At 71.8% G+C, this 19,229-nt stretch carries 13 protein-coding genes; 3 read left to right on the forward strand and 10 right to left on the reverse strand.

Annotation, left to right across the window (positions count from 1 at the left end; genetic code table 11):
* Positions 1-47: 47 nt before the first annotated feature.
* The 7 genes from OG472_RS38620 to OG472_RS38650 all read right to left on the reverse strand — a co-directional run bounded on the left by OG472_RS38620 (position 48) and on the right by OG472_RS38650 (position 7,960).
* Positions 48-305 (reverse strand): hypothetical protein, encoded by a 258-nt coding sequence (locus OG472_RS38620; RefSeq protein ID WP_405942734.1) that lies wholly within the window; start codon positions 303-305, stop codon positions 48-50.
* Between the two features lie 297 nt (positions 306-602).
* Positions 603-1,952 (reverse strand): carotenoid oxygenase family protein, encoded by a 1,350-nt coding sequence (locus tag OG472_RS38625; protein ID WP_405833743.1) that lies wholly within the window; start codon positions 1,950-1,952, stop codon positions 603-605.
* Positions 1,953-1,987: 35 nt separating this feature from the next.
* Complete coding sequence (locus OG472_RS38630) at positions 1,988-2,428, reverse strand: SRPBCC family protein (protein WP_405942735.1); 441 nt, start codon at positions 2,426-2,428, stop codon at positions 1,988-1,990.
* A gap of 93 nt (positions 2,429-2,521) precedes the next feature.
* Positions 2,522-4,012 (reverse strand): MFS transporter, encoded by a 1,491-nt coding sequence (locus OG472_RS38635; protein ID WP_405942736.1) that lies wholly within the window; start codon positions 4,010-4,012, stop codon positions 2,522-2,524.
* Between the two features lie 112 nt (positions 4,013-4,124).
* Entirely contained in the window at positions 4,125-6,125 is a 2,001-nt protein-coding gene (locus tag OG472_RS38640; RefSeq protein ID WP_405942737.1) for an AAA family ATPase, read from the reverse strand.
* 153 nt (positions 6,126-6,278) lie between these two features.
* Complete coding sequence (locus tag OG472_RS38645; RefSeq protein WP_405942738.1) at positions 6,279-6,671, reverse strand: nuclear transport factor 2 family protein; 393 nt, start codon at positions 6,669-6,671, stop codon at positions 6,279-6,281.
* A 47-nt stretch (positions 6,672-6,718) separates the two neighbouring features.
* Positions 6,719-7,960, reverse strand: coding sequence for a cytochrome P450, cyclodipeptide synthase-associated (locus tag OG472_RS38650; RefSeq protein WP_405942739.1), 1,242 nt, complete (start codon positions 7,958-7,960; stop codon positions 6,719-6,721).
* Between the two features lie 287 nt (positions 7,961-8,247).
* Here OG472_RS38650 and OG472_RS38655 point away from each other — a divergent pair, with 287 nt between their 5' ends.
* Positions 8,248-8,793 carry an SMI1/KNR4 family protein gene (locus OG472_RS38655; RefSeq protein ID WP_401606267.1) on the forward strand — a complete coding sequence of 182 codons (546 nt, stop codon included), beginning with the start codon at positions 8,248-8,250 and terminating at the stop codon, positions 8,791-8,793.
* Between the two features lie 55 nt (positions 8,794-8,848).
* Here the strand turns inward: OG472_RS38655 and OG472_RS38660 are convergent, their stop codons facing one another.
* Positions 8,849-13,432 carry a hypothetical protein gene (locus OG472_RS38660; RefSeq protein WP_405942740.1) on the reverse strand — a complete coding sequence of 1,528 codons (4,584 nt, stop codon included), beginning with the start codon at positions 13,430-13,432 and terminating at the stop codon, positions 8,849-8,851.
* A 508-nt stretch (positions 13,433-13,940) separates the two neighbouring features.
* On the reverse strand, positions 13,941-14,513 hold the full coding sequence (locus OG472_RS38665; RefSeq protein ID WP_401606272.1) for a TetR/AcrR family transcriptional regulator: 573 nt from the start codon (positions 14,511-14,513) through the stop codon (positions 13,941-13,943).
* 139 nt (positions 14,514-14,652) lie between these two features.
* On the opposite strand from OG472_RS38665, the gene OG472_RS38670 reads away from it, so the two are divergent.
* Both OG472_RS38670 and OG472_RS38675 read left to right on the forward strand, forming a co-directional pair.
* Entirely contained in the window at positions 14,653-15,444 is a 792-nt protein-coding gene (locus OG472_RS38670) for an SDR family NAD(P)-dependent oxidoreductase (protein WP_401606275.1), read from the forward strand.
* Positions 15,445-15,566: 122 nt separating this feature from the next.
* A complete protein-coding gene (locus OG472_RS38675; RefSeq protein ID WP_405942741.1) occupies positions 15,567-18,026 on the forward strand; it encodes a CehA/McbA family metallohydrolase in 2,460 nt (819 codons plus the stop codon).
* 21 nt (positions 18,027-18,047) lie between these two features.
* Here the strand turns inward: OG472_RS38675 and OG472_RS38680 are convergent, their stop codons facing one another.
* Positions 18,048-19,166, reverse strand: coding sequence for a nucleotide disphospho-sugar-binding domain-containing protein (locus tag OG472_RS38680; protein WP_405833757.1), 1,119 nt, complete (start codon positions 19,164-19,166; stop codon positions 18,048-18,050).
* Positions 19,167-19,229 lie beyond the last annotated feature (63 nt).

Raw genomic sequence — 19,229 nt, forward strand, 5'->3', positions numbered from 1 at the left:
CCCCCGCCCCTGCGGGGCGCCGGCCGACCCGGCGGGGCCCGCACGCCCTACACGCTGTGGAACAGCGGCTTGCCCTCCCGCAGTCGGCGGCAGACCCGCTGGTGGCTCGGGCGGCGCAGCTTCGGCGGCAGGCCCTTCCCGGCCCGCTTCGCGCCGCCGTCGTCCACCTGCGGGAGGAAGACGTCGCGGGCGGCCCGGAGCTGCGCCTTGGGCGGGTGGTAGGACTCCACCTCCACCTCGAAGGTGAAGTCGTTGGAGTAGCCGTAGACGACGCCCTCCGCCCGCAGGTCGCTCCCGACGTACACCGAGCCTCAGGAGACCAGGTCGCGCACGACCAGGGAAACCGTGCACGATCAGGTCTGCCGCGACGGCGGTGCGGTGGGGCGCCAGGTCTCCGCGACGTCGTCGATGTCCATCCGCACCCCTTCGCGGTGCGCCGCGCCCCGGGCGGGGCGGGGCGGCCGGGGCCGGGCACCGGACCGCCCCGGGCGCGACCGGGAGCCGCATCCGGGGACGGTGACGATGCGACCGGCCTGGGGTGATCCTGGGACGGGGCTCTGACAGCGCCTCACACGGTCCGCCCGGAGGGACGGAGCGCCGTGTCAGCCCTCGGTGTCGGGGATCCAGGAGCCGTGGAGTCCGGCGGTCACCCGGTTGGGCAGGTGGACGGTGGCGACCCGGTCGAGGCCCGAGGCGTCGAGGACCAGCAGCTGCGAGGCGTCCTGCTTGAGGTCGGAGACCACGGTCAGGAGGTAGCCGTCGTCCTCGTTGGCGGCCCCGGCCGCGGGGACGAACACCGCTTCGCCGGGCATCCGGGCGTCGCCGGCCTGGTGGATGCGGCGGGCGCCGGTGGTGCGGTCGTACTTGACGACGCCGTAGCCGCCGAAGCCCTTCTCGTCGGGGAAGGCGATGGCGTACTGGTAGCGGTTCTCGGCGCCCAGGTACGCCTCGTTGAGGGTCGGGAACTCCACCGCGAGGTCGTCGATGATCTGCTCGTCGACGGTACCGGAGGCCATGTCGACCACCCAGCGGCGCGTGTAGGAGCGGGAGACGGGCTCGGAACCCCGCCCGGGAGCCCCGACCCACCAGTTCCAGGACAGCCGGAACCCCTCGCGGTCCACGGTGGGGCCTTCCAGGACGATGCGGCCCCGGCCGTCCTCGTAGGCGTTGGAGACGTGGAGCATGTTGCCCGGCTCGATGGAGAACCAGCGGATGCGGCGGGCACCGTCGTTGCCGCGCGGCATGACGCCGATGCGGGAGAGCTGCTGGTCGCTCCAGCTGTACGGGATGCCGGAGTGCTCGGTCGGGTCGAAGGTGACGTTGCCTTCGACGAAGACCACGTGGTTCCGGGTGAGGGCGAAGTCGTGCTTGAGGGAGGCGGTCGCTCCCGGGACCTCGGCGCTGTCGACGATCTCGCCCTTGGCGTCGGCGACGTAGTACGTCAGGAACGGCGGGAACGGCGAGGACCCGAAGAAGTGCAGCTCCCCCGTGACCGGATCCTGCTTGGGGTGCGCGGTCATCGCGGTGCGCAGTTTGCCGCCGAAGTCGTGGGCTCCGATCGTCTCCAGTTCCGGGGTGAGCTCGAAGGGGAGGTTGGCCTCGCACAGGGCGAGGAGGCGTCCGGCGTGTTCGATGATGTGGGTGCCGGCGGCGCTGGCCGTCAGGTCGGGGCCCTTCTCCGTCATGTACGGGGCCCCGTCCAGTGCGGGGGTGTGCACCCAGCGGTTGCGGTACCACTCGGCGCGGCCGTCGCGCAGCCGGATGCCGTGGACCATGCCGCTGCCCTTGAACCAGTGGGTGGGGGTGACGCCGGGCTTGGGGTTGTGGCTGTTGCGGAGCAGCCGGCCGGTCAGCTCGGTGGGCAGGGTGCCCTCCACAGTCAGGCCGGTGGTGGTGACCTCCTCGGCGACGGGCGTGAAGTGGCCGCTCAGGTAGGGCTTGTCGGCAGTCATGTCAGGAAGCCTCTTTCGCTGGATGTGATGGTTGATCAGGCGGGCTGTTCGGCACGCGACTTGAGGTGGGAGAGCCAGTTCTCCAGGGAGTCGTGGAGTGCCTTCGTGAGCTGGTCGGCGGCGGCCTCCACGGGGGCGCCGCTCCAGGACTCCTCGGTGCGGACGGTGACGTGGCCGCCGCTCTGCTCGAAGGTCCATACGTGGATGCCGGTGATGCCGTCGGCGGGGCCGCCCCACACGATCCGCTCGCCGGGCACCAGCTCGTGCACGGTGGAGGTGATGTCCAGGCCGTGGGTCCGCCAGCTGAAGGAACGGCCGGGCAGCAGCGGGCCGTCGAGCTCGGCCTGGTCGATGTCCGGGTTCCAGGTGGGCCAGGCCGCGATGTCGGTGTGCAGTGCCCACACCGTCGTGAGGGGGGCGTCGATGGTGGTGCTCAGGCGGGCGATGGCGGGGGCGGTTTCATCGATGGTGATCATGGCTGTGCTTCCTGTCCTGGTGCGGAGGCGAGCGGAGGTGACGGGTGCGGAGGTGGCTGGTGCGGAGGTGACGGGTGCGGCCGATCCGTCGGATCAGCCGACGTGCGAGAGACGGGGGGAGGCGTGCGGGTCGGAGGCCGGGCGGGTGGAGGGCGTCGTGGTGTCCGGGCCGGCGCGGCGGGCGAGGAAGAGGGCCAGGAGCGCGGTGGCGGCCATGACCGAGGCCGAGACCGTGAAGGCGGTGCGGTAGCCGGCGGTGAGCGCCTCCAGGCGCGGCTGCCGGACGGCGGCGTGTGCGGTGACGGAACCGGCCAGGGTCGCCAGGGCGGCGAGGCCGATCGCACCCCCGACCTGGCGGGTGGTGTTCACCAGTCCGCCGGCCAGCCCCGCGTCCTGGGGCGGGACACCCTCCACGGAGAGCGAGGTGAGCTGGACGAAGGCGATGCTCAGGCCCAGGCCGATCAGGATGCCCGGACCGAGCACGTCTGTGGCATAGCTGCCGTGGGCGCTGATCCGGGACAGCCACAGCAGGCCGGCCGCCTCGGTGAACAGGGCCGCGGTCAACGTCGTGGTGGCGCCGATGCGCCGGGAGATCCGGGGGGCCAGGGCCGCGCCGAGCATGTTGGCTGCTGCGAGCGGGAGTTGGCCTGCGCCGGTGACCAGTGGGCTGGAGCCGAGGACCTGTTGCTGGTAGAGCGGCAGGAAGAAGAACAACGCGATCCACACCGACCCGAGCAGTGCCATCAGCAGGTTGCCCGCGGCGACCCGGCCGGTCGTGAACAGGCGTGGCGGCAGCAGTGCGTCCGGCCGTCGGAGCTCGATCAGGGCGAAGGCCGCGAGCAGCACGGCGGCGGCGACGAGCGAGCCCAGCACCCCGGCGTCCGTCCAGCCGGCGCCGCGTGCGGTGGTCAGTCCCCAGACCAGGCAGGTCAGGGCGACCGTGACGACGACAGTGCCCAGCAGGTCGAACCGCCCGGCCACCCGGCCGGCCGTCCGTGGCACGAGGACCAGCACGGCGACCGCGACCAGAGCCGTCCCGAGCGCCACGGAATGGAAGATCCAGGGCCAGCCCCATGCCTGGGTCAGCACACCGCCCAGCAGAACCCCGCCCGCCCCTCCCGCACCGGAGACCGCGCCCCACACCCCGAGCACCCTGCCCCGCCCGGGGCCGGGCGGGAACAGGCCCATCGCCAGGGCGAGCGCGGCCGGGGCGATGGCCGCGGCACCGAGGCCCTGAACGGCACGCGCCGCGATCAGCACGCCCGCGGAGCCGGCCAGTCCCGCCGTCAGCGAGGCCGCGGAGAACACCGCGAGACCGAGGACCAGCACCCTGCGGCGCCCGAGGAGATCGGCCGCCCGGCCGCCCGCCAGGAGCAGCGCCCCGAACGCCAGGCCGTAGGCGTTGACCACCCAGGTGGTGCCGCCGTCCGACAGACCCACCCCGGCGCCGATCTGCGGAAGCGCCACATTCACGATCGAGGTGGCGAGCATGACCGTGAACTGGGCTGCGGCGAGGGCCGCGAGCGCGGCTCCCGTCCGAGGTGCGGGAGGCGCCGGGGCCGTCCGTGTGCGTGGGAGGTTCATGGCGCACAGACTCGTGCGGGGCGGTGTCCACTTTCCAGGCCGAGAACGCGTGGGGACTGTCCACTCCTGTCCGCACGTGCCCATCGGCCCTGAGCAGCCGCATGGGTTCCGGCTACGGAGCCTTGCCGGGGCCGTCCAGTTCCCACTGCCACAGGGCCTCGCACAGCAGGTCGAGGCCCTGGCGCAGGTGGCGCCGGTAGGTGCCGTAGGGGAGGCCGAGACGGCGGGCCGCGGCTTCCTGCGTGGGCGCACCCGAGAAGTAGCCCGCCGTCAGGGCCTCGCGGGCCCGCACGCCGCGCGGGTCCCGGGCGAGGTCGTCGACGGCCCGGCGTACGAGGGCGCGCAACTCCTCGACGGGATCGGCGAGGTCGGCCGCGAGACGGGAGCGCATCAGCGCGCCGGCGGCGAAGGCACCCGCGTCGCGCCAGTGCGTCAGTGCCTCCCGCACGGCCTGGTCGAACCCGGCGCGCGACACGGGCGGCGGCGCCGCCCGGACCGGTACCTCGGTGGCCGATATGAAGCGGCGGAGCCAGGCCTCCACGGATTCCCGGCGCCAGTCGACGCAGAACAGTCCGTAGGTGTGCTCACCCACGCGCGGTCGCGCCCCGGTGTCGCCGAGCGTGCCCCGGACGCGCTCGGCCCACGTCTCGGCGTCCTGGAAGACGGCGAAGCCGTAGGCGCGGCCGCGGGCACGGGCGGACTCCGCCTGGGCGCGGGAACTGCTCAGGTCGATGACGCGCGAGGGGACCTGGTAGCGCTCCGGGTAGATCGAGAAGCGGCTGATGCCGATGTGTTCGCCGGGGCTCACCGGAGCGGTCCGGTCGGTGTGCTCCCACGCCGCGGCGACGACGGGATCGGTGGCCAGGTCCTGGGGGTCCGGAGGGGCCGGCAGGGCGAGCCGGGCCGTGAACGCCACGATGCGGCCCGTGCTCACGAGGCGGTAGACGCTGAAGGCCTGCGGCTGGCGCTGCGCCCAGTAGCGGACCAGTTCCGCGGAGGCCGCCCCCTCGGTCTCCGCTGCCATGCGCAGGACGACGGCCATGTCGCCCGGGTGCAGCGGGCGGTCGTGCACCTCGTCCTCGCGGGACCAGGTGCGCAGCCGCGACAGGGTCTCGCCCTCCCGGAAGAGGTAGAAGAGCTCGTCGGTGACGGTCCACACCCGCTCCTCGGGCGCCTCCCGCAGGACGCGCAGGTACTCCTCCGCCAGGCGCCGGCGCATCGCTGCGAAGGCGGTGGGGGCCCGCCAGCGCAGGTCGGCGGCCAGGGTCTCGCGTGCCGCGTCGTGGGGGTAGAGCCCACGGTGCGTGGACTCCATGAACGGCAGGTCCCTCAGCCAGGAGAACAGGAGGTGGGCGTCCTCCTCGGGCAGTACTGCGGAGAGGAGCTCCTCGGAGGTCGCGTACGCCTGTGCCGCCACCTCCAGGGCGCGGCGGTGAGCGGCCGTGGGCACCTCACCGATCAGCCCCGCCAGCAGGGTGCGCAGGACGTCCGCCGAGGGGGCCCAGATCTCCTCCCCGCCGCAGCCCGTCGATCCCGCGGCCGCCGCGAGCGAGAGGGCCAGCGGGTTGCCCCCGGCGAAGCGGAGCACGCGGTCGGCCAGCTCGGGCCGCAGCTGCGCCGCGGTCAGCAGGTTCCGCGCCTGATCCTCGGAGAACGGTTCCAGCTCGGTCACGTGCAGGAGGCCGGCCCAGGCGGGGTCGGCGGCCCACTGCGGCTGCGGTGCGAGCCGACCGGCCAGGACGACCAGGGCGCCGTCCGCGGCACGGGGCAGGAAGTGGTGCCACAGCCAGCTCTCCAGCCACTGGCAGTGCTCGAAGGAGTCCACGACCAGGACCGTGCCGGGCGCGTCCAGGAAGGGCCCGGCCGCGCGCTCGAAATCGGCCGGGTCCCGGCTGACGAAGCGGCCGTCGAGTTCGACGAGCAGCCGGCCCGCCGCACGGGCGTGGTCCGCCAGACGGCGCAGCAGCGTCGACTTCCCGATACCGCCCGGCCCGTGCACGTAGAACGCGAACGGCGCCTGCGGATCACCGGCCAAAGCCTCGCCGAATCGCGCGAGTTGCTCGTCGCGGCCGATGAAGGCCCTGACGCGCGCGGTGCTCAGTCTCTCTCCCATGGACACCATGGCGGCTCCCTTTCCTCCTTCTCCCTGCGCCGGCCCGTTCCGGCCGGCCTGGCTCGTGCCGTGTACGCGTGCGCGGTGGTGCCGCATCCGGCACCCCGGCGCGGCGGGCCCCTCTCTGACGCGCGGAGAGGGGCCCGCCCGGTGTCACCGGATGAGTCCCAGGTTCTCGTCGTCGGAGTGACCGGTGATCAGGAGGGTGGTCTCCTCGACGCATTGGAAGCGGCCGTCAGGGGCGAAGCGGGCGAAGAGGTAGACCTCGGTGCGGGACGTACGGCCGTTGTTCCGGGTGAGGGTGACGATGTGCCGATCGGCGTAGCGCAGCCCGTCGCGGAGTTCGTCGTGGACCTCGACGTGCCCGCTGCGGATCAGGGAGCGGAGCCGCGTCATGTGCTGGGTGAAGCCGTCCCGGTCGCTCCAGACGCCATTGGTGCGCTGGCGGTAGTCGGGGGTGAAGTGCCGCTCTATGGCGGTGTCGAGGTCGAGGTCGGGGGTGAACAGCAGGTCGTTGATGGCTCGGGTGATGTCGGTCGGTGTCATCGCTGTCTTCTCCGTGTGAGGGGTGGGGATCCTGGCGGGGGTGGGCGTCAGCCGTGGCCGGTGCCGCCTTCGCGGACGGGGGTGAAGTCCAGGGAAAGGGAGACGGGACCGCGGGTGTAGAGGCCGGTCTCCTCGTAGTGGAAGCCGGGGCTGTAGCGGACCCGGTCCAGCAGGGGCAGGAGCATCGCGGTGACGGTCTCGATCTCGGCGCGTGCGAAGGCGGCGCCGACGCACTGGTGGAGGCCGGTGCCGAAGGCGAGGTGCTGGGCGGCGGCGGTGAACGAGCGGGCGGCGCCCAGGTCGGGGCGGTCGATGTCGAAGGTGTCCGGTGCGGTGAACGCGTCGGGATCGCGGTTGGCCGCGCCGATCACGCAGAAGACGGTGGCGCCGGGCGGGACGGTGGTACCGGCGAACACGGCCTCCCGTTCCGCGAGTCGGGGGATGAGCTGGACGGGCGGCGTGTAGCGCAGGGTTTCGGCGATCGCGGCGGGCAGCAGCGCCGGGTCCCGGCGCACCCGGGCCATCTGCTCCGGGTGGTTGATCAGATGCCTGAAGAGGAGGGCGAGCGTCTTGTCCGCCGGCTCGGTCGCGGCGACGAGAACGTTGACGATCAGCGCGGTGACTTCGCCGTTGCTCATGGTGCTGCCGTCGAACTCGGCCGTGCACAGCTTCGACACCAGGTCCTCGCCCGGGCGGCGGCGCCGCTGCTCGATGACCGGGACGAGGTAGGCCTCCAACTGCTCGGCGCAGTCCAGACAGTGCCGGCGGCGCTCGGGAGTGAGGACGATACTGGTGATGAACTCGGCGACCCCGCTGTGCCAGGCGGCCACCTGCCGCCAGTCCTTCTTGTCCAGGCCGAGGACGTCGAGCGTCATCTGCACGGCGAAGGGCCTGCCGAAGTCGTTGACGAGGTCCACCCGCCCCCGGGGGAGGAAGGGGGCGATGAGCTCGGCGGCGTTGGCGTGGACGGCGCGCGTCTGGTCCTGAAGAGCCTGTCCGGTGAAGCCGCGGACGAAGATCTTTCGCTTGGCGGTGTGCTCGGCGCCGGTCATCTGGGCGAGGACCGGACCGCGCATCACCGGTTCGGCGCGCACCTGGAGCGTCTCGGTGGTGAACGCCTCGTGGTCGGTGAGCACCCGCTTCACGTCCTGGAAGCGGGAGAGGAAGTAGCTGTCGATCGCAGGCTCGTAGTGCACCGGTGCGTGCTCCCTCAGCCATGCGAAGAAGCGGTGGGGGGCGGCGGCGAAGTCCTCGGACAGGACGCTGAAGCCGGAACCGACCATGGGCATGACACGGAACCTCTCGAAATGGGGGGAAAGGGCCGGCGACAGGGAACAGGGGTGGGGTGTGACGTCAGTGGAGAACGGGAGCCGGCCCACCAGAAGTTCTAGACGAGAGAGCGCTCCCATCGGTTGTCTCGGCAGGAACGTCTCTCGGAACGAATGCAGCACACCGGCTGTCCGGAGGCGATCCGGCCGGACCACCGACCCCTTGGCCGCCCCGGCCGCCGGATGGCGGGGACCGGCCCTACGATGGCGGCACAGGTGCCGCGTACCTCCGGGCGAGGAGAGACCGAGTGGATTCCTTCAGTGCCGAGTTGTCCCTGTTCACCGAGCATCTCGGTGTTCTGGCGCCGCGGAGCATGGCCGCGCTGCGCCCGCCCGCCGCGAGGCCGGCGCTCGAGCATGCCGGCGGGGAGTACGGAGTGCGGCTGGCACCCGAGCTCGTGAGTCTCTATCAGGCCCACGACGGCGCCGAGGCCATCGAGGCCGGGTGGTTCTTGCCGTCGGAGCGCAGACTTCTCCCGCTGGAGGACGCGATGCAGGTGGGCCGGCGCCTGACCGGGATGATCGACGGCGAGGACGTGCTGGGGACGTGGTGGCATCCTCAGTGGTTCCCGTTCGCGGCCAACCACGACGCGTGGGGCGTCGAGTTCCTCGACCTGCGCGAAGGTGATGCGTTCGGCAGTGTGGGAAGTTTCTTCGGCGAGGGCGCGAGTCCCGGTGTCTGGCCCTCCCTGGGGGCCTACTTCAAGGAGCTGACCCACGCCCTCGAAGGGGGCGATGCGCCGATCCAGCGCCGTACCCCCCTCGTGAAGGACGATGTGCTGAGCTGGGAGTAGACGGGCGAGGGGCCCACGGCACGTGGCCGTGAGCCCCTCTTCCGGCCGGCTCAGGTCACGGAATGGACATGGTGCACCGGGCGAGCGGCGCACTGACGTTGCAGTGCTCGAAACCGGGAACGGACACCCAGTACTCGTCGGTGTCCTGCAGCCGGAAGTGCTGGGCGAACCCGTAGAAACGATTCATCGAGCCACCGTTGGTCCACTGGGACATCGATGAGCGGCCGCACTTCTCGGTGAAACCGGGGAAATCCGCGCGGTCGTCGTCGGATAGCTTCCACGTGCCCTGGACGACACGGTGGGCCACCGTCTGGAGGCACTCGTCCCCGGACCCGACGGGGTTGCGCCCCTGCATCGCCGCGGGCATGCCCGCCGACTGGTAGGTGCCGGCGAAGGCGTATTCGTCACAGCTCATGACGTCGGGAGTGCCCGTCGAGACGAGTTCGTGCAGGAGCGTCGTGTCCGGGTGGTACGTGTAGGACGTGGGACAGATGACCTTACGGTTGTCCTCCGTGTCACGCTTGTACTTGTTCAACGCCCCCTTGTCCGTGTTGGGCAGGAAGTTCATGGGCTTGCCATGCTTCTTGGAGCCGGGGTGGCCCGGCAGCATCTCCTGTACCAGCCACGCATGCGCGGCCGCCGCCGGGTACTTCGCGGAGTTGAACTGGTACGTGGGGCTGTACGTCCCAAAGGTGCATCCGGACGTGTTCGTGATCGCGTAGTTGTCGCACTGGATGAGCAGGTCGTCGGCCGTCACCTTCACCGCGCTGGGTCCCGCCACGGGGGTGAAGCCCTGGTACCTCCAGTCGAGGGCGAGGGGGTCCCAGGTCTTCGTCGTCGAGGTGTTGTTCCAGGTGTGCGTCCGCGTCGCCGTGGACGTGTGGGCGTCGCCGGGAACCCAGGTGAGGGAGGCGCTCCACTGCTCGGGGGCCGAGGTGCAGGCGTCGTGGCAGTTCAGCCCGATGTCCAAGGTGATGTTGACCAGCTGGGGGTCGATCGAGATCGCCATGACCTTCAGCTGCTGCTTGAACTGCCCCGACTTCTGCTCCAGTTTGACCTGGTGGTACATGTCGAAGCGGGCCTCGCCGACCGAGCTTCCGTCGCCGGCGACGGCGAAGTACTCGTAGACGAATCGGAAGCAGGACTCGAAGCGCGTGTACGAGTTGAGCTCGTTGACCAGGGGGCACGTGTTCAGCAGGTCGCCGGCCTGGGCGGCCAGTACGGAGAACTTCGGCGGACTTGCCGCGGCCTTCTTCGCCGCCTCCTCACCCGAGAGGATCCGTGAACAGGCCTTGATGCCCCTGGCGTTCGGCGCGGAACACTTCAGGTCACCGGTCTTCGGGGCAGCGCTCCGCTTCTCCGGCAGGGCCGTCGGGGCGGCCTGCAGGGCACCGGTGCCCTGCGGCAGGGTGGGCGCGACTGCGACACCGACCGGCGGCTGCATCTTGATGCCGCCGTTGATGCTGTTCCAGTCGACGTTCGCGGCGTTGGTGTCCGGTTCCGGCAGGGTGATGTCCACTCCGGCGAACTGTCCGGGGAGGAACGCCACCGCGTCGAAGGCGATGTCCTGGTCCCCGGTGCCGTCCGAGGTGATGGTGGTCAGCCGTACCTCGGGTTCGACGTCCTTGAAGCGGTACAGACCCAGTTCCACCCAGCGGTTCGAGGTGCCCTTCTGGTTCACCTTCTTCTTCTTGACTCCGGTGGAGGTGACGATCTCGTACTCCGCCACGGCCGTCTGCGCACCGTGGTCCGGAAGGTGGACGAAGACCTTGGCCTGCTTCTCGGGGAGGGTCCGGCCCAGTTTCCAGCTGCCGGTGGTCTTCAGGCGCTCGCCCTTGGCATCGGCCTGCCGGGTGTGGCCGAAGTAGAAGTGGCTGCCGAAGCCCGCACCGAGCTGGTGCAGATCGACCTTGGCCGGCCATCTCTGGTAGCACAGCGAGCAGGCGTTCTCACCGGGGCCGAAGTCGAGGGTGAACGTGCCCTGGTTGGTCCAGGAACTGTTGGAACACCCCGATCTGATGACGGGTGTGCCCTGGGGCACGTCGTCGACGATGAGCGCACCGGCGGGCAGGCCGCTGGTCGTGCAGTTCGGCGGGTAGGCGGTGCCGTCGGCCTCCTCGGGCCAGGTCACCGGGAACCGGGTGAAGTCGATGCCGCAGGAGTAGTCGCAGTCGGCCTTCCACTGCACGGACTTGTGCCACCAGCACTTGTAGTCCACGTCGCGGATGCAGGGACCGGCTCCGGTGTTGTTCGAGGCGCCGTCACCGATCTTCGTCGGGTCGCAGCTGTTGTCGAGCGGGGTGCAGAAGAGGTCCTCCGGCGGCTTCACCCTGGCCCGGTTCTGGAGGGCCGAGCCGGCGACGGTCGCGTCACCCGGCGTGCCGTTCCAGGAGGCGTTGATGAAGGCGGGGACCATCTTGCCGGGGGATTCGAGGAAGGCCGGCGGGTGCGCCGCGAAGCCGAGGACCTTCTCCTGGTAGGGCCAGTGCTGCGGGCGCGCCGCGTCGGCGGGGTCCTCGTTGCCGAGGGGGTCCTCCATGAAGGGGGACCGGGCCGCGTCCCATTCGGGGTTGGCGGGGTTGTTGGCCCATCCCAGACCCCAGGGCGAGCCGTCGCCCTTGTCGGGGTAGAAGCCCGAGTTGTAGGCCCACAGGGCGAAGGTCCAGTTCTCCAGCTTGGCGGAGTTCCCGTTGTTCACCTTCAGGCCCGCGCCGTTGGTCTGCTGCCACTTCTCGGCGAGGATCCGCAGGCCCGCCGCCACGTTCGCGGTGTAGTCCAGGGCCACCGCGCGCTGCTTCTGGTAGTCCCAGGCCGCTCCGCCGTGCCCGTCCTCGCGTCCGGCCATGCGCATGTGGTCCGTCACCTGGGTGATGCCGTAACCGCAGTCGGCCTCGGCCCAGTTGACGTCCCAGTCGTTGGCCGGGTTCCCGTCGTAGAGGTCGATGCCGTAGTAGTTGCCGATCAGCGGATTGGCCGTGACACCGGGGACGGCGACGCGCGAGGCCTGCCACATGTTGGATTCCTGGGCGGTGATCCCGAGCATCACCTGGGCCGGGATCGTCGCTCCCCCGAGCAGGTCCGACGGATAGGGGAAGAGAGTCTGCGGCTGGTAGGCCGGCATGCCCAGGTTCTTCCAGTTCGCGGGGCGGCTGACGTGCGTGTTGAGTTTCCCGCGGATGGCCTGGTTGACGGCCCACTCGACCTGACGCGGCTTGGGCTGCATGGCCTGGTTGCCCGGGTCGTTGCGCGGAACGGAGCACACGCGCTCGGACTCGACGACCTCGTTGCGCCCGCCGGCGGTTGCGGCTGCCGATGCGGCCCCGGAGGCGGAGGCGGAGGCGCCGGTGTCGCCTGCACCGGCCGCCCGGCTCGCCGCGGCCCCGCCGTCGGCCTTGGCCTTGGGGGAGGCGAGCGCCGGGGTGCGTTCGCGGCCCTCCTGGATGCGCGGGCCGGTCCGCTTCGCCGGGTCGACGGTGAACCCGGTCGCGCCGCCGCTGTCCACGACGGTCATCCGCACGTGGACGGGACGGCCCCCGGACGGATCGGCGCCGTGCACGAGGGCGCCCTGGCCGTCGGCCCACGAGGTGCCCGTCAGCACGGCCTCGCCCCGGGTGGAGACCGTGGCGTCCATGGGTACGCCGCCGAGGTGGCGGACCGTCCGGGGCAGCTTCTTCCCGGACACGGGTCTGGCCTTGCCCGTCAGGTAGACGGTGCCCGCGTTCCGCGTCAGACCGGTGTCGTTCACCGGCCCTTCCGCGAGCAGCGCGGGCGGGGCCTTCTTGGCCTGGGGGTTCCTGATCCGGTCCGCTTCGACCCGCTTGACGCGGGCGGTGTTCTCCGGCGTCCGGTCCAGGAAGACGATGCCGCCGTCGGCGTCGGGGTTCAGGCGGTAGGGCACCGTGTCGGTGGTCACGACGGGCGTCTTGCGGCCCCTGGTGTCGATCTTGACGATCTGGGCACCCGCCGCGCCCAGCACGGAGCCGTCGGAGACCGGTACCGACGAGGTGATCTGACCGGAGGTCTCGATGGGCCCGGAGAGCGTGCCGGTGACCGTGTCCAGCCGGAACAGGCGGGTCGAGGCTTTGTCCTCGCCTCCGGACTGCGTCAGCACGGCGTCCTCGCCCGTCCCACAGCCGGGGTTGTAGTACGACAGGGACACCTGGACCGGGAGCTTGGTGACGTGCCCGGTGTCCAGCTCCACCACCGCGGCGAACGCGCCCCGGGCCATCAGCTTGGGGGTGTTGGTGAAGGTGCGCGGCGCGTAGACGACCACGGCCCGCTTTCCCGAACCGGTGACGCAGGTGTTGCCGATCCAGGAGTCCGTCTCGAAGCCCGGCTCGGACAGCGAGGCGACCGTGCTCCACGCGTAACCGGTGTTCTCGGGTGCCGTCAGGAGGTGCAGGCCCTGCGCGTCCGAGCTGGTCGTCCAGGCGATGTCCGCGGACTTCTTCCAGTCCCCGCCGAGCAGTCCGGCGCGGTCGCCGGCCGGTACCTCCGACGGCTCCGAGGGGGCCGGCGCGGGCAGGGGTTTCTCGGCGGCCCGGGCCGGGGCCGGGGCCGCGGCCTGGGTCAGCCCGGCGATGAGGGCGCCGGCGGCGACCACCGCCGAGACCGCTCTGTGTCGCTTGCGGAATATCAACTCTTCTCCTCGATAGGGCTGTTCGCTGCCGCGATGGGCATGGGCGACGCTCGTACGGGAGGGGGTGCGGCGGCCTGCCACGGCCGGTTCGGGTGAGAGAACGGACCCGGCTGCGCAGCACCGGAGTTCGTGTGGCCGGAGTGCGCTTCGGGACCGGTCGCCGGGCGTGACGGATCCGCCGCCCCGGTGACATCCGGTCAGTACCTCGGTGTGTCCTGCGTTCCTTCCCCCAGGAAAACGCCGCCCCTGTAGTCCCCCCGTTCACAGAGCTGACGCGAGGCTAGATTCCGTCGCTTCGGCGGGGCCAGGGATTTCTCGGCTCGTGGACGGTCGGCACGGCGCTCGTGGCCGATCACGGACCCTCGGGCGGGGGCACCGCACGACCCCGGCACCCCTTCCACCTCGGACGGTCGGTCAGAGGTGGTATCCGAGGTGCCGGCCTCCGGATCCCCAGGTTGGCGTGAAACGGCTCATGACCCCTGCGCGGCGGGTGGCGGCCCGCCGCCTTCTACGGGGTGTGCGCAGGGGTGAACTGCGTGAGGACCAGCAGGGTGTCGACGAGCTCCTCGGCGGGGGCGCCGGTGGCCAGGCGGCGCAGCTGCTGGCCGAAGACCAGGGCGACGGCCACGCCCGCCAGGCGTTCGGGGTCCGGTACGCCGAGCTGGGTGAGGATCCGCGTGGCCAGCAGGTCATAGGCGGCGAAGCACTCGGCCGCCGCGGCGCGCAGCCGTTCGTCGCGGCCCGCCTGGACGTACAGCTCGAAGGGTGCGATGTGGCGGCTGTCGAAGGCGTTGCCGCCCGCGACCTGCGCCACCACCTCGGCCGCCTGCCCGATGTCGAAGCGCTCGTCGGAGCACGCGTCGGCGAGCGCCGTGAAGTGCCGGGTCTCCTCGGCCACGAAGTGCAGCAGGCTCTCGCGCAGCAACTCGTGCTGGGTGGCGAAGTGGTAGGTGACGGAACCGAGGGAGACTCCGGCCTCTTTGGCGATCCGCCGGTTGGTGACGGCGGCGATGCCGTCCTGCCCGATGATCCGCAGTACGGCGTCGATGATGCTCTGGCGGGTGTCGGAGGCATGGGGCATGTCGACATTCTGCCTCATCGGGCGGCGCGACGGCCCTGCCGGGGAGGGGGAGTTGGGGGCCCGGGGTGTGGACAGGGCGCGGACCGATCCCTACTGTTCGTTCGAACGAACAGCCGAGGATCGCCGTACGGGAGTCGTCGTGGACATATCCGGATCGAACGTTCTGCTCACCGGGGCCAACGGAGGGATCGGCTCCGCCCTGGCCGGGCGCCTGACCGCGGAGGGGGCCCGGCTCACCGTCACCGGGCGGCGGGAGGAAGCACTCAAGGCCACCGCGGAGGCCTGCGGCGCCCGCACCGTGGTCGCCGATCTGGCCGTCCGGTCCGACGTGGTCCGGCTCGCCGAGGCCTGCGCCGAGGCGGACATCCTCGTCGCGAACGCCGCCCTCCCCGCCAGCGGCGACCTTCTGGACTACACCGAGGACCAGCTCGATCGCGCCCTCGACGTCAACCTGCGCGCGCCCCTCCTGCTGTCCCGGCTGCTCGCGGAGCACATGGTGGCCCGCCGCCGCGGCCACATCGTGCTGATCGGCTCCATCTCCGGCAAGGCCGCGACCAAGTCGACCTCCCTCTACAACGCGACGAAGTTCGGACTGCGCGGATTCGCCCTCGCCCTGCGCCAGGAACTCCGGGGTACGGGGGTGGGGGTCTCACTCGTCCAGCCCGGCTTCGTCCGCGACGCCGGCATGTTCGCGGACACCGGAGCCACCCCGCCGAACGGCATCAGGACCGTCACGCCCGGCCAGGTCGCCGACGGCGTCGTACGAGCCGTCCGCCGCGACCGGTGCGAGGTCAACGTGGCGCCGCTGGAGCTGCGGCTGCTGAGTGCCATCGCCGGGCAGTTCCCCGGATTCGCCGAGCGGGTCCAGGCCCGGGCGGACGTCGACGGCTCCGTACGCCAGATCGTCGACGCCCAGCGCACGCGCCGCTGACACCGCCGCCGCGCCCGCACGCCTGCATGCCCGTCCGCCCTCGCACCTGCATGCCCGTCCGCCCTCACACCTGCACGCCTGCACGTCTTCCCTGCCACCTCACGTGAACGGAGAACACGGCCGTGCCGAGTCGAACCCTCCCGAACGGCGCTCCCGACCCCGGCCCGGGTGTCGAGCGCAGGTCCCTGCTCCGATTAGGGGCCCTGCTGGCCGCGGGCGGAGCCGCCGCGCTCGTTCCCGCACCGATCGCGCACGCCGCGACGAGGGGCCGGGGGACCGACGTGGTGACCACCACTTACCAGGGCCGCGCCCCGTACGGCAACGACCAGTGGGCGTACGTCCCCTTCGAGGTCCCCGCCGGAGTGCAACGGATCTCCGTCTCCACCACCCACGACGCCTCCGCCGGCATCCTCGACCTCGGCATCTTCGGCCCTTCCGGCTTCCGTGGCTGGTCGGGCGGTGAACGGGCCGGGTTCACCCTCTCCGCGGCGGACGCCACTCCCGGCTACGTGCCCGGGCCTGTCGAACCCGGCAGCTGGTCCGTCATCCTGGGGCCGATGGTCGGCGCCGCCGACGGCATGGCCTGGCAGGTCGACGTCGCCCTCCACCACGGCGACCCGCTGCCCCGCACCCCGTACGACATCCTGCCGGCCTCGGTGGCGGGGCGGGGGCCCGGCTGGTACCGGGGCGACCTGCACCTGCACAGCGTGCACTCCGACGGGAAACGCACGGTGGACGAGATCGTCACGGCCGCCCGCCAGGAGGGGCTGCACTTCATCGCCACCTCCGACCACAACACCAGTTCCACCGGGGTGACATGGCGCGGCAACGTCCCGACCGACCTGCTGGTCGTCAACGCCGAGGAGGTCACCACCCGCCACGGCCACTGGCTGGCGGTCGGCCTGCCCCAGGGCGAGTGGGTGGACTGGCGCTACGGCCCCGCGGACCAGGGGGCGTTCGACGGCCACGCCCGGCGCGTGCACAGCCTCGGCGGGCTCACGATCGCCGCCCATCCGCTCACTCCGGCACCGGGATCCTTCTGGGAGTTCGGCCTCGACCGGGTGGACGCGCTGGAGGTGTGGAACGGGCCGTGGACCCTGGACGACGCGGCCAACATCGCCGCCTGGCACGTCATGCTCTGCCTCGGCAAACGGGTCGCCGCCGTCGGCAACAGCGACGCCCACAGCCCCACGGACGCCGTCGGCCGACCCCACAACGTGGTGTACGCCACCAGCCTGTCGACGCCCGCCGTGCTGGACGCACTGCGCCGGGGCCGGTCGTACGCCGTCGAATCCGCCGCCGTGACCGTGGACTTCACCGCGCGCGGGGCCGGGGCGGTCGCGGGACCCGGCGAGGAACTGCCCCTGTCGTTCTTCGACGCCGTCGACGTGACCTTGAACGTGACCGGCGCCCCGGACAGCATCGCCACGCTGCACACCGAGTGGGGCATCATGGCCGCCACCTGCATCGACGGCAGCGGCAGAGGACAACTGCGGTGGCGTGGCTGGGGCAAGGCCTCGCTGTTCGCCCGGGCCGAGGTCCGCCGGCCGAAGCCCGCCTCCACCACGCTGGACCAACTGGTCGCCCTCACCAACCCGGTGTGGTTCTACTCCGCGCAACTGCCCCCGTACGACGTCGAGCGGCGCGCGCTCTTCCACACCGAGCGCCGCCCCGACGGGGCGTGGAGCAGCATGCGCCCGCTGCCGGGCGCCGCCGCCGGAGCGGCCTCGTTCACGGGGATCCAGAGCGCCGCGGCCGGCATGGCGGACGGCTCCGTCGTGGTGCTGGGCATCGCGCCCGACAACGGTCTGTGGCTGACCTCCGTACGGGGTTCGACGACGCTCCGGCCCTGGCAGCGCGTCGCGGCACCGGACGGCTCGGCCGGGTTCACGGTACGGGACGCGGGCATCGCCGCCTTCCCCGACGGGACCTGCCAGATCGTGGTGACGGCGATGGACGGCGCCGCCTTCCACCAGCAGCGCCGCGCCGACGGCGGGCTGCCCGGATTCCGGCCCCTGCCCGGCTTCACCGCGAACAGCCGCTGGGGAGCGACGAAGGTCTCGATCGCCGCCATGCCCGACGGATCCGCCCAACTGATCGGTTACGGCACGGACGGTGCCATGTACCACTGCGTCCGCGGGCGCGACGGTGCGTGCACGGCCTGGGGGCGCCTGGACGGCTGCAACGGGGCCCCGACGTTCGCCGGCCCGGCCCTGGCGATCACCGGCATGCCCGACGGTTCCTCCCAGGTGCTCGCGATCGGGCTCGACGGGATGGTGTACCACCGGCTGCGGCGGCTCGACGGCTCCTGGACCGCCTTCCTGCCCCCGCGCGGCGTCACCACCGCCACCATGGCGGCCAGTGCCATCGGCATCACGGGGACGCCCGACGGCTCCGCCCAGGTCGTGGCGGTCGGGCTCGACGGACGGATCTGGCACAACAGCAGGAAGCCGGACGGCTCCTGGACCCCGTTCGCCCGCGTACCCGGCCCGAACGGTCGAGACCCCTTCCCCGCGGGCCAGGTCCGCATCACCGCCCTGCGTGACGGCACCACGCACGTGACGGCCGTCAGCGCAGGCTAGGTCGTCAGGCCGGGGCCGGTGTCACCCGAGCGCCTCGAAGGAGGCGACGAGGTCGGTGGGCGAGGGGAGCGCCGTGATGTCGGCCTGGGTGGCGGCGGCGCCCTTGCGGAGGTCGTCGTCGGTGAGGAGGCGGCTGAGCACGTCGGCGTCCACGCCGTCGCCGCTCGCGCGGAGGGCGAAGCCCAGGCCCGTCGCGGCATCGACGTTGATGAAGTGGTCGGCGCCCTGCGGGAGGATCAGCTGCGGTACGCCCCGGGCCGCGGCGGTGAGCATGGTGCCGGAGCCGCCGTGGTGCACGACCGCGTCGGCGGTGTCCAGCAGCTGGGCCAGGGGCACCCAGGGCAGGGGGCGGACATTGGGGGGAAGGGTGCCGAGCGGGCTCAGGTCGGTGTTGCCGACGGCGAGCAGGAACTCGGCGTCGACGGAGGCGGCCTCGGAGATCACACGGGCGATCGGGTTGACGCCCGCGTACGCGGTCACGACCGTTCCGAGGGTGACGGCGATCCGGGGCCGGGAGCCGCGGGCTATGAGGTCGCCCGGCACCGTGCCGCCGCCGTTGTACGGCACGTAGCGGACCCGCAGGCCGGTGCCGTCCCCGCCGAGGGAGGCGGGTACGACGTCGAGGACGGTACGGGTGGCCGGGCCTTCGATCTCGCGGGCCTGGTACTCGTCCGCCAGGACGTCGGCGAGCACGCCGACCATGCCGGAGCCGGACATCACGCCGAAGTTGTGTACGACGGCGGGTATGCCGAGTGCCGCAGAGACCAGTGGTGCGGCGGCCTGGAAGGCGGCGTGGACGATGAGGTCCGGCCGCCAGGCGGTGGCGACCGCGAGCAGATCGTCGATGGTGACCCGGCTGTGTTCGGCGAAGCCGGCCGCGGCCCGCCGCTGGGTCTCCTCCTCGCTCTTCTCGTGGGTGACGAACTGCGGTTCGGTGCCCTCCGAGGCGCGCCGGAAGGCCTCCATCAGCGTCGAGCCGTCGCCGATCTCGACGGTGGGGACGCCGGCCTGCCGCATCTGGTCGAGCGGGGCCGAACCGGCGAACAGCACCTGGTGCCCGGCGGCCTGGAGTGCCTGGGCGGTCGGCACCATCGGGAACAGGTGGCCTGCCGCGGCGGGGCCGGTGAACAGTACGCGCACTGCGTTACTCCTCGGGTGGAGCTCTTTGATTCCTCTGACAGATCGTCGAACGTACGTACCGCT

This window comes from Streptomyces sp. NBC_00207, from assembly GCF_045160965.1.
GTDB lineage: Bacteria > Actinomycetota > Actinomycetes > Streptomycetales > Streptomycetaceae > Streptomyces.

Excerpts from the sequence above, each read along its gene's own strand:
- OG472_RS38625 (WP_405833743.1), bottom strand. The coding sequence starts at position 1,952 with ATGACTGCCGACAAGCCCTACCTGAGCGGCCACTTCACGCCCGTCGCC.
- OG472_RS38630 (WP_405942735.1), bottom strand. The coding sequence starts at position 2,428 with ATGATCACCATCGATGAAACCGCCCCCGCCATCGCCCGCCTGAGCACC.
- OG472_RS38635 (WP_405942736.1), bottom strand. The coding sequence starts at position 4,012 with ATGAACCTCCCACGCACACGGACGGCCCCGGCGCCTCCCGCACCTCGG.
- OG472_RS38640 (WP_405942737.1), bottom strand. The coding sequence starts at position 6,125 with ATGGGAGAGAGACTGAGCACCGCGCGCGTCAGGGCCTTCATCGGCCGC.
- OG472_RS38645 (WP_405942738.1), bottom strand. The coding sequence starts at position 6,671 with ATGACACCGACCGACATCACCCGAGCCATCAACGACCTGCTGTTCACC.
- OG472_RS38650 (WP_405942739.1), bottom strand. The coding sequence starts at position 7,960 with ATGCCCATGGTCGGTTCCGGCTTCAGCGTCCTGTCCGAGGACTTCGCC.
- OG472_RS38665 (WP_401606272.1), bottom strand. The coding sequence starts at position 14,513 with ATGCCCCATGCCTCCGACACCCGCCAGAGCATCATCGACGCCGTACTG.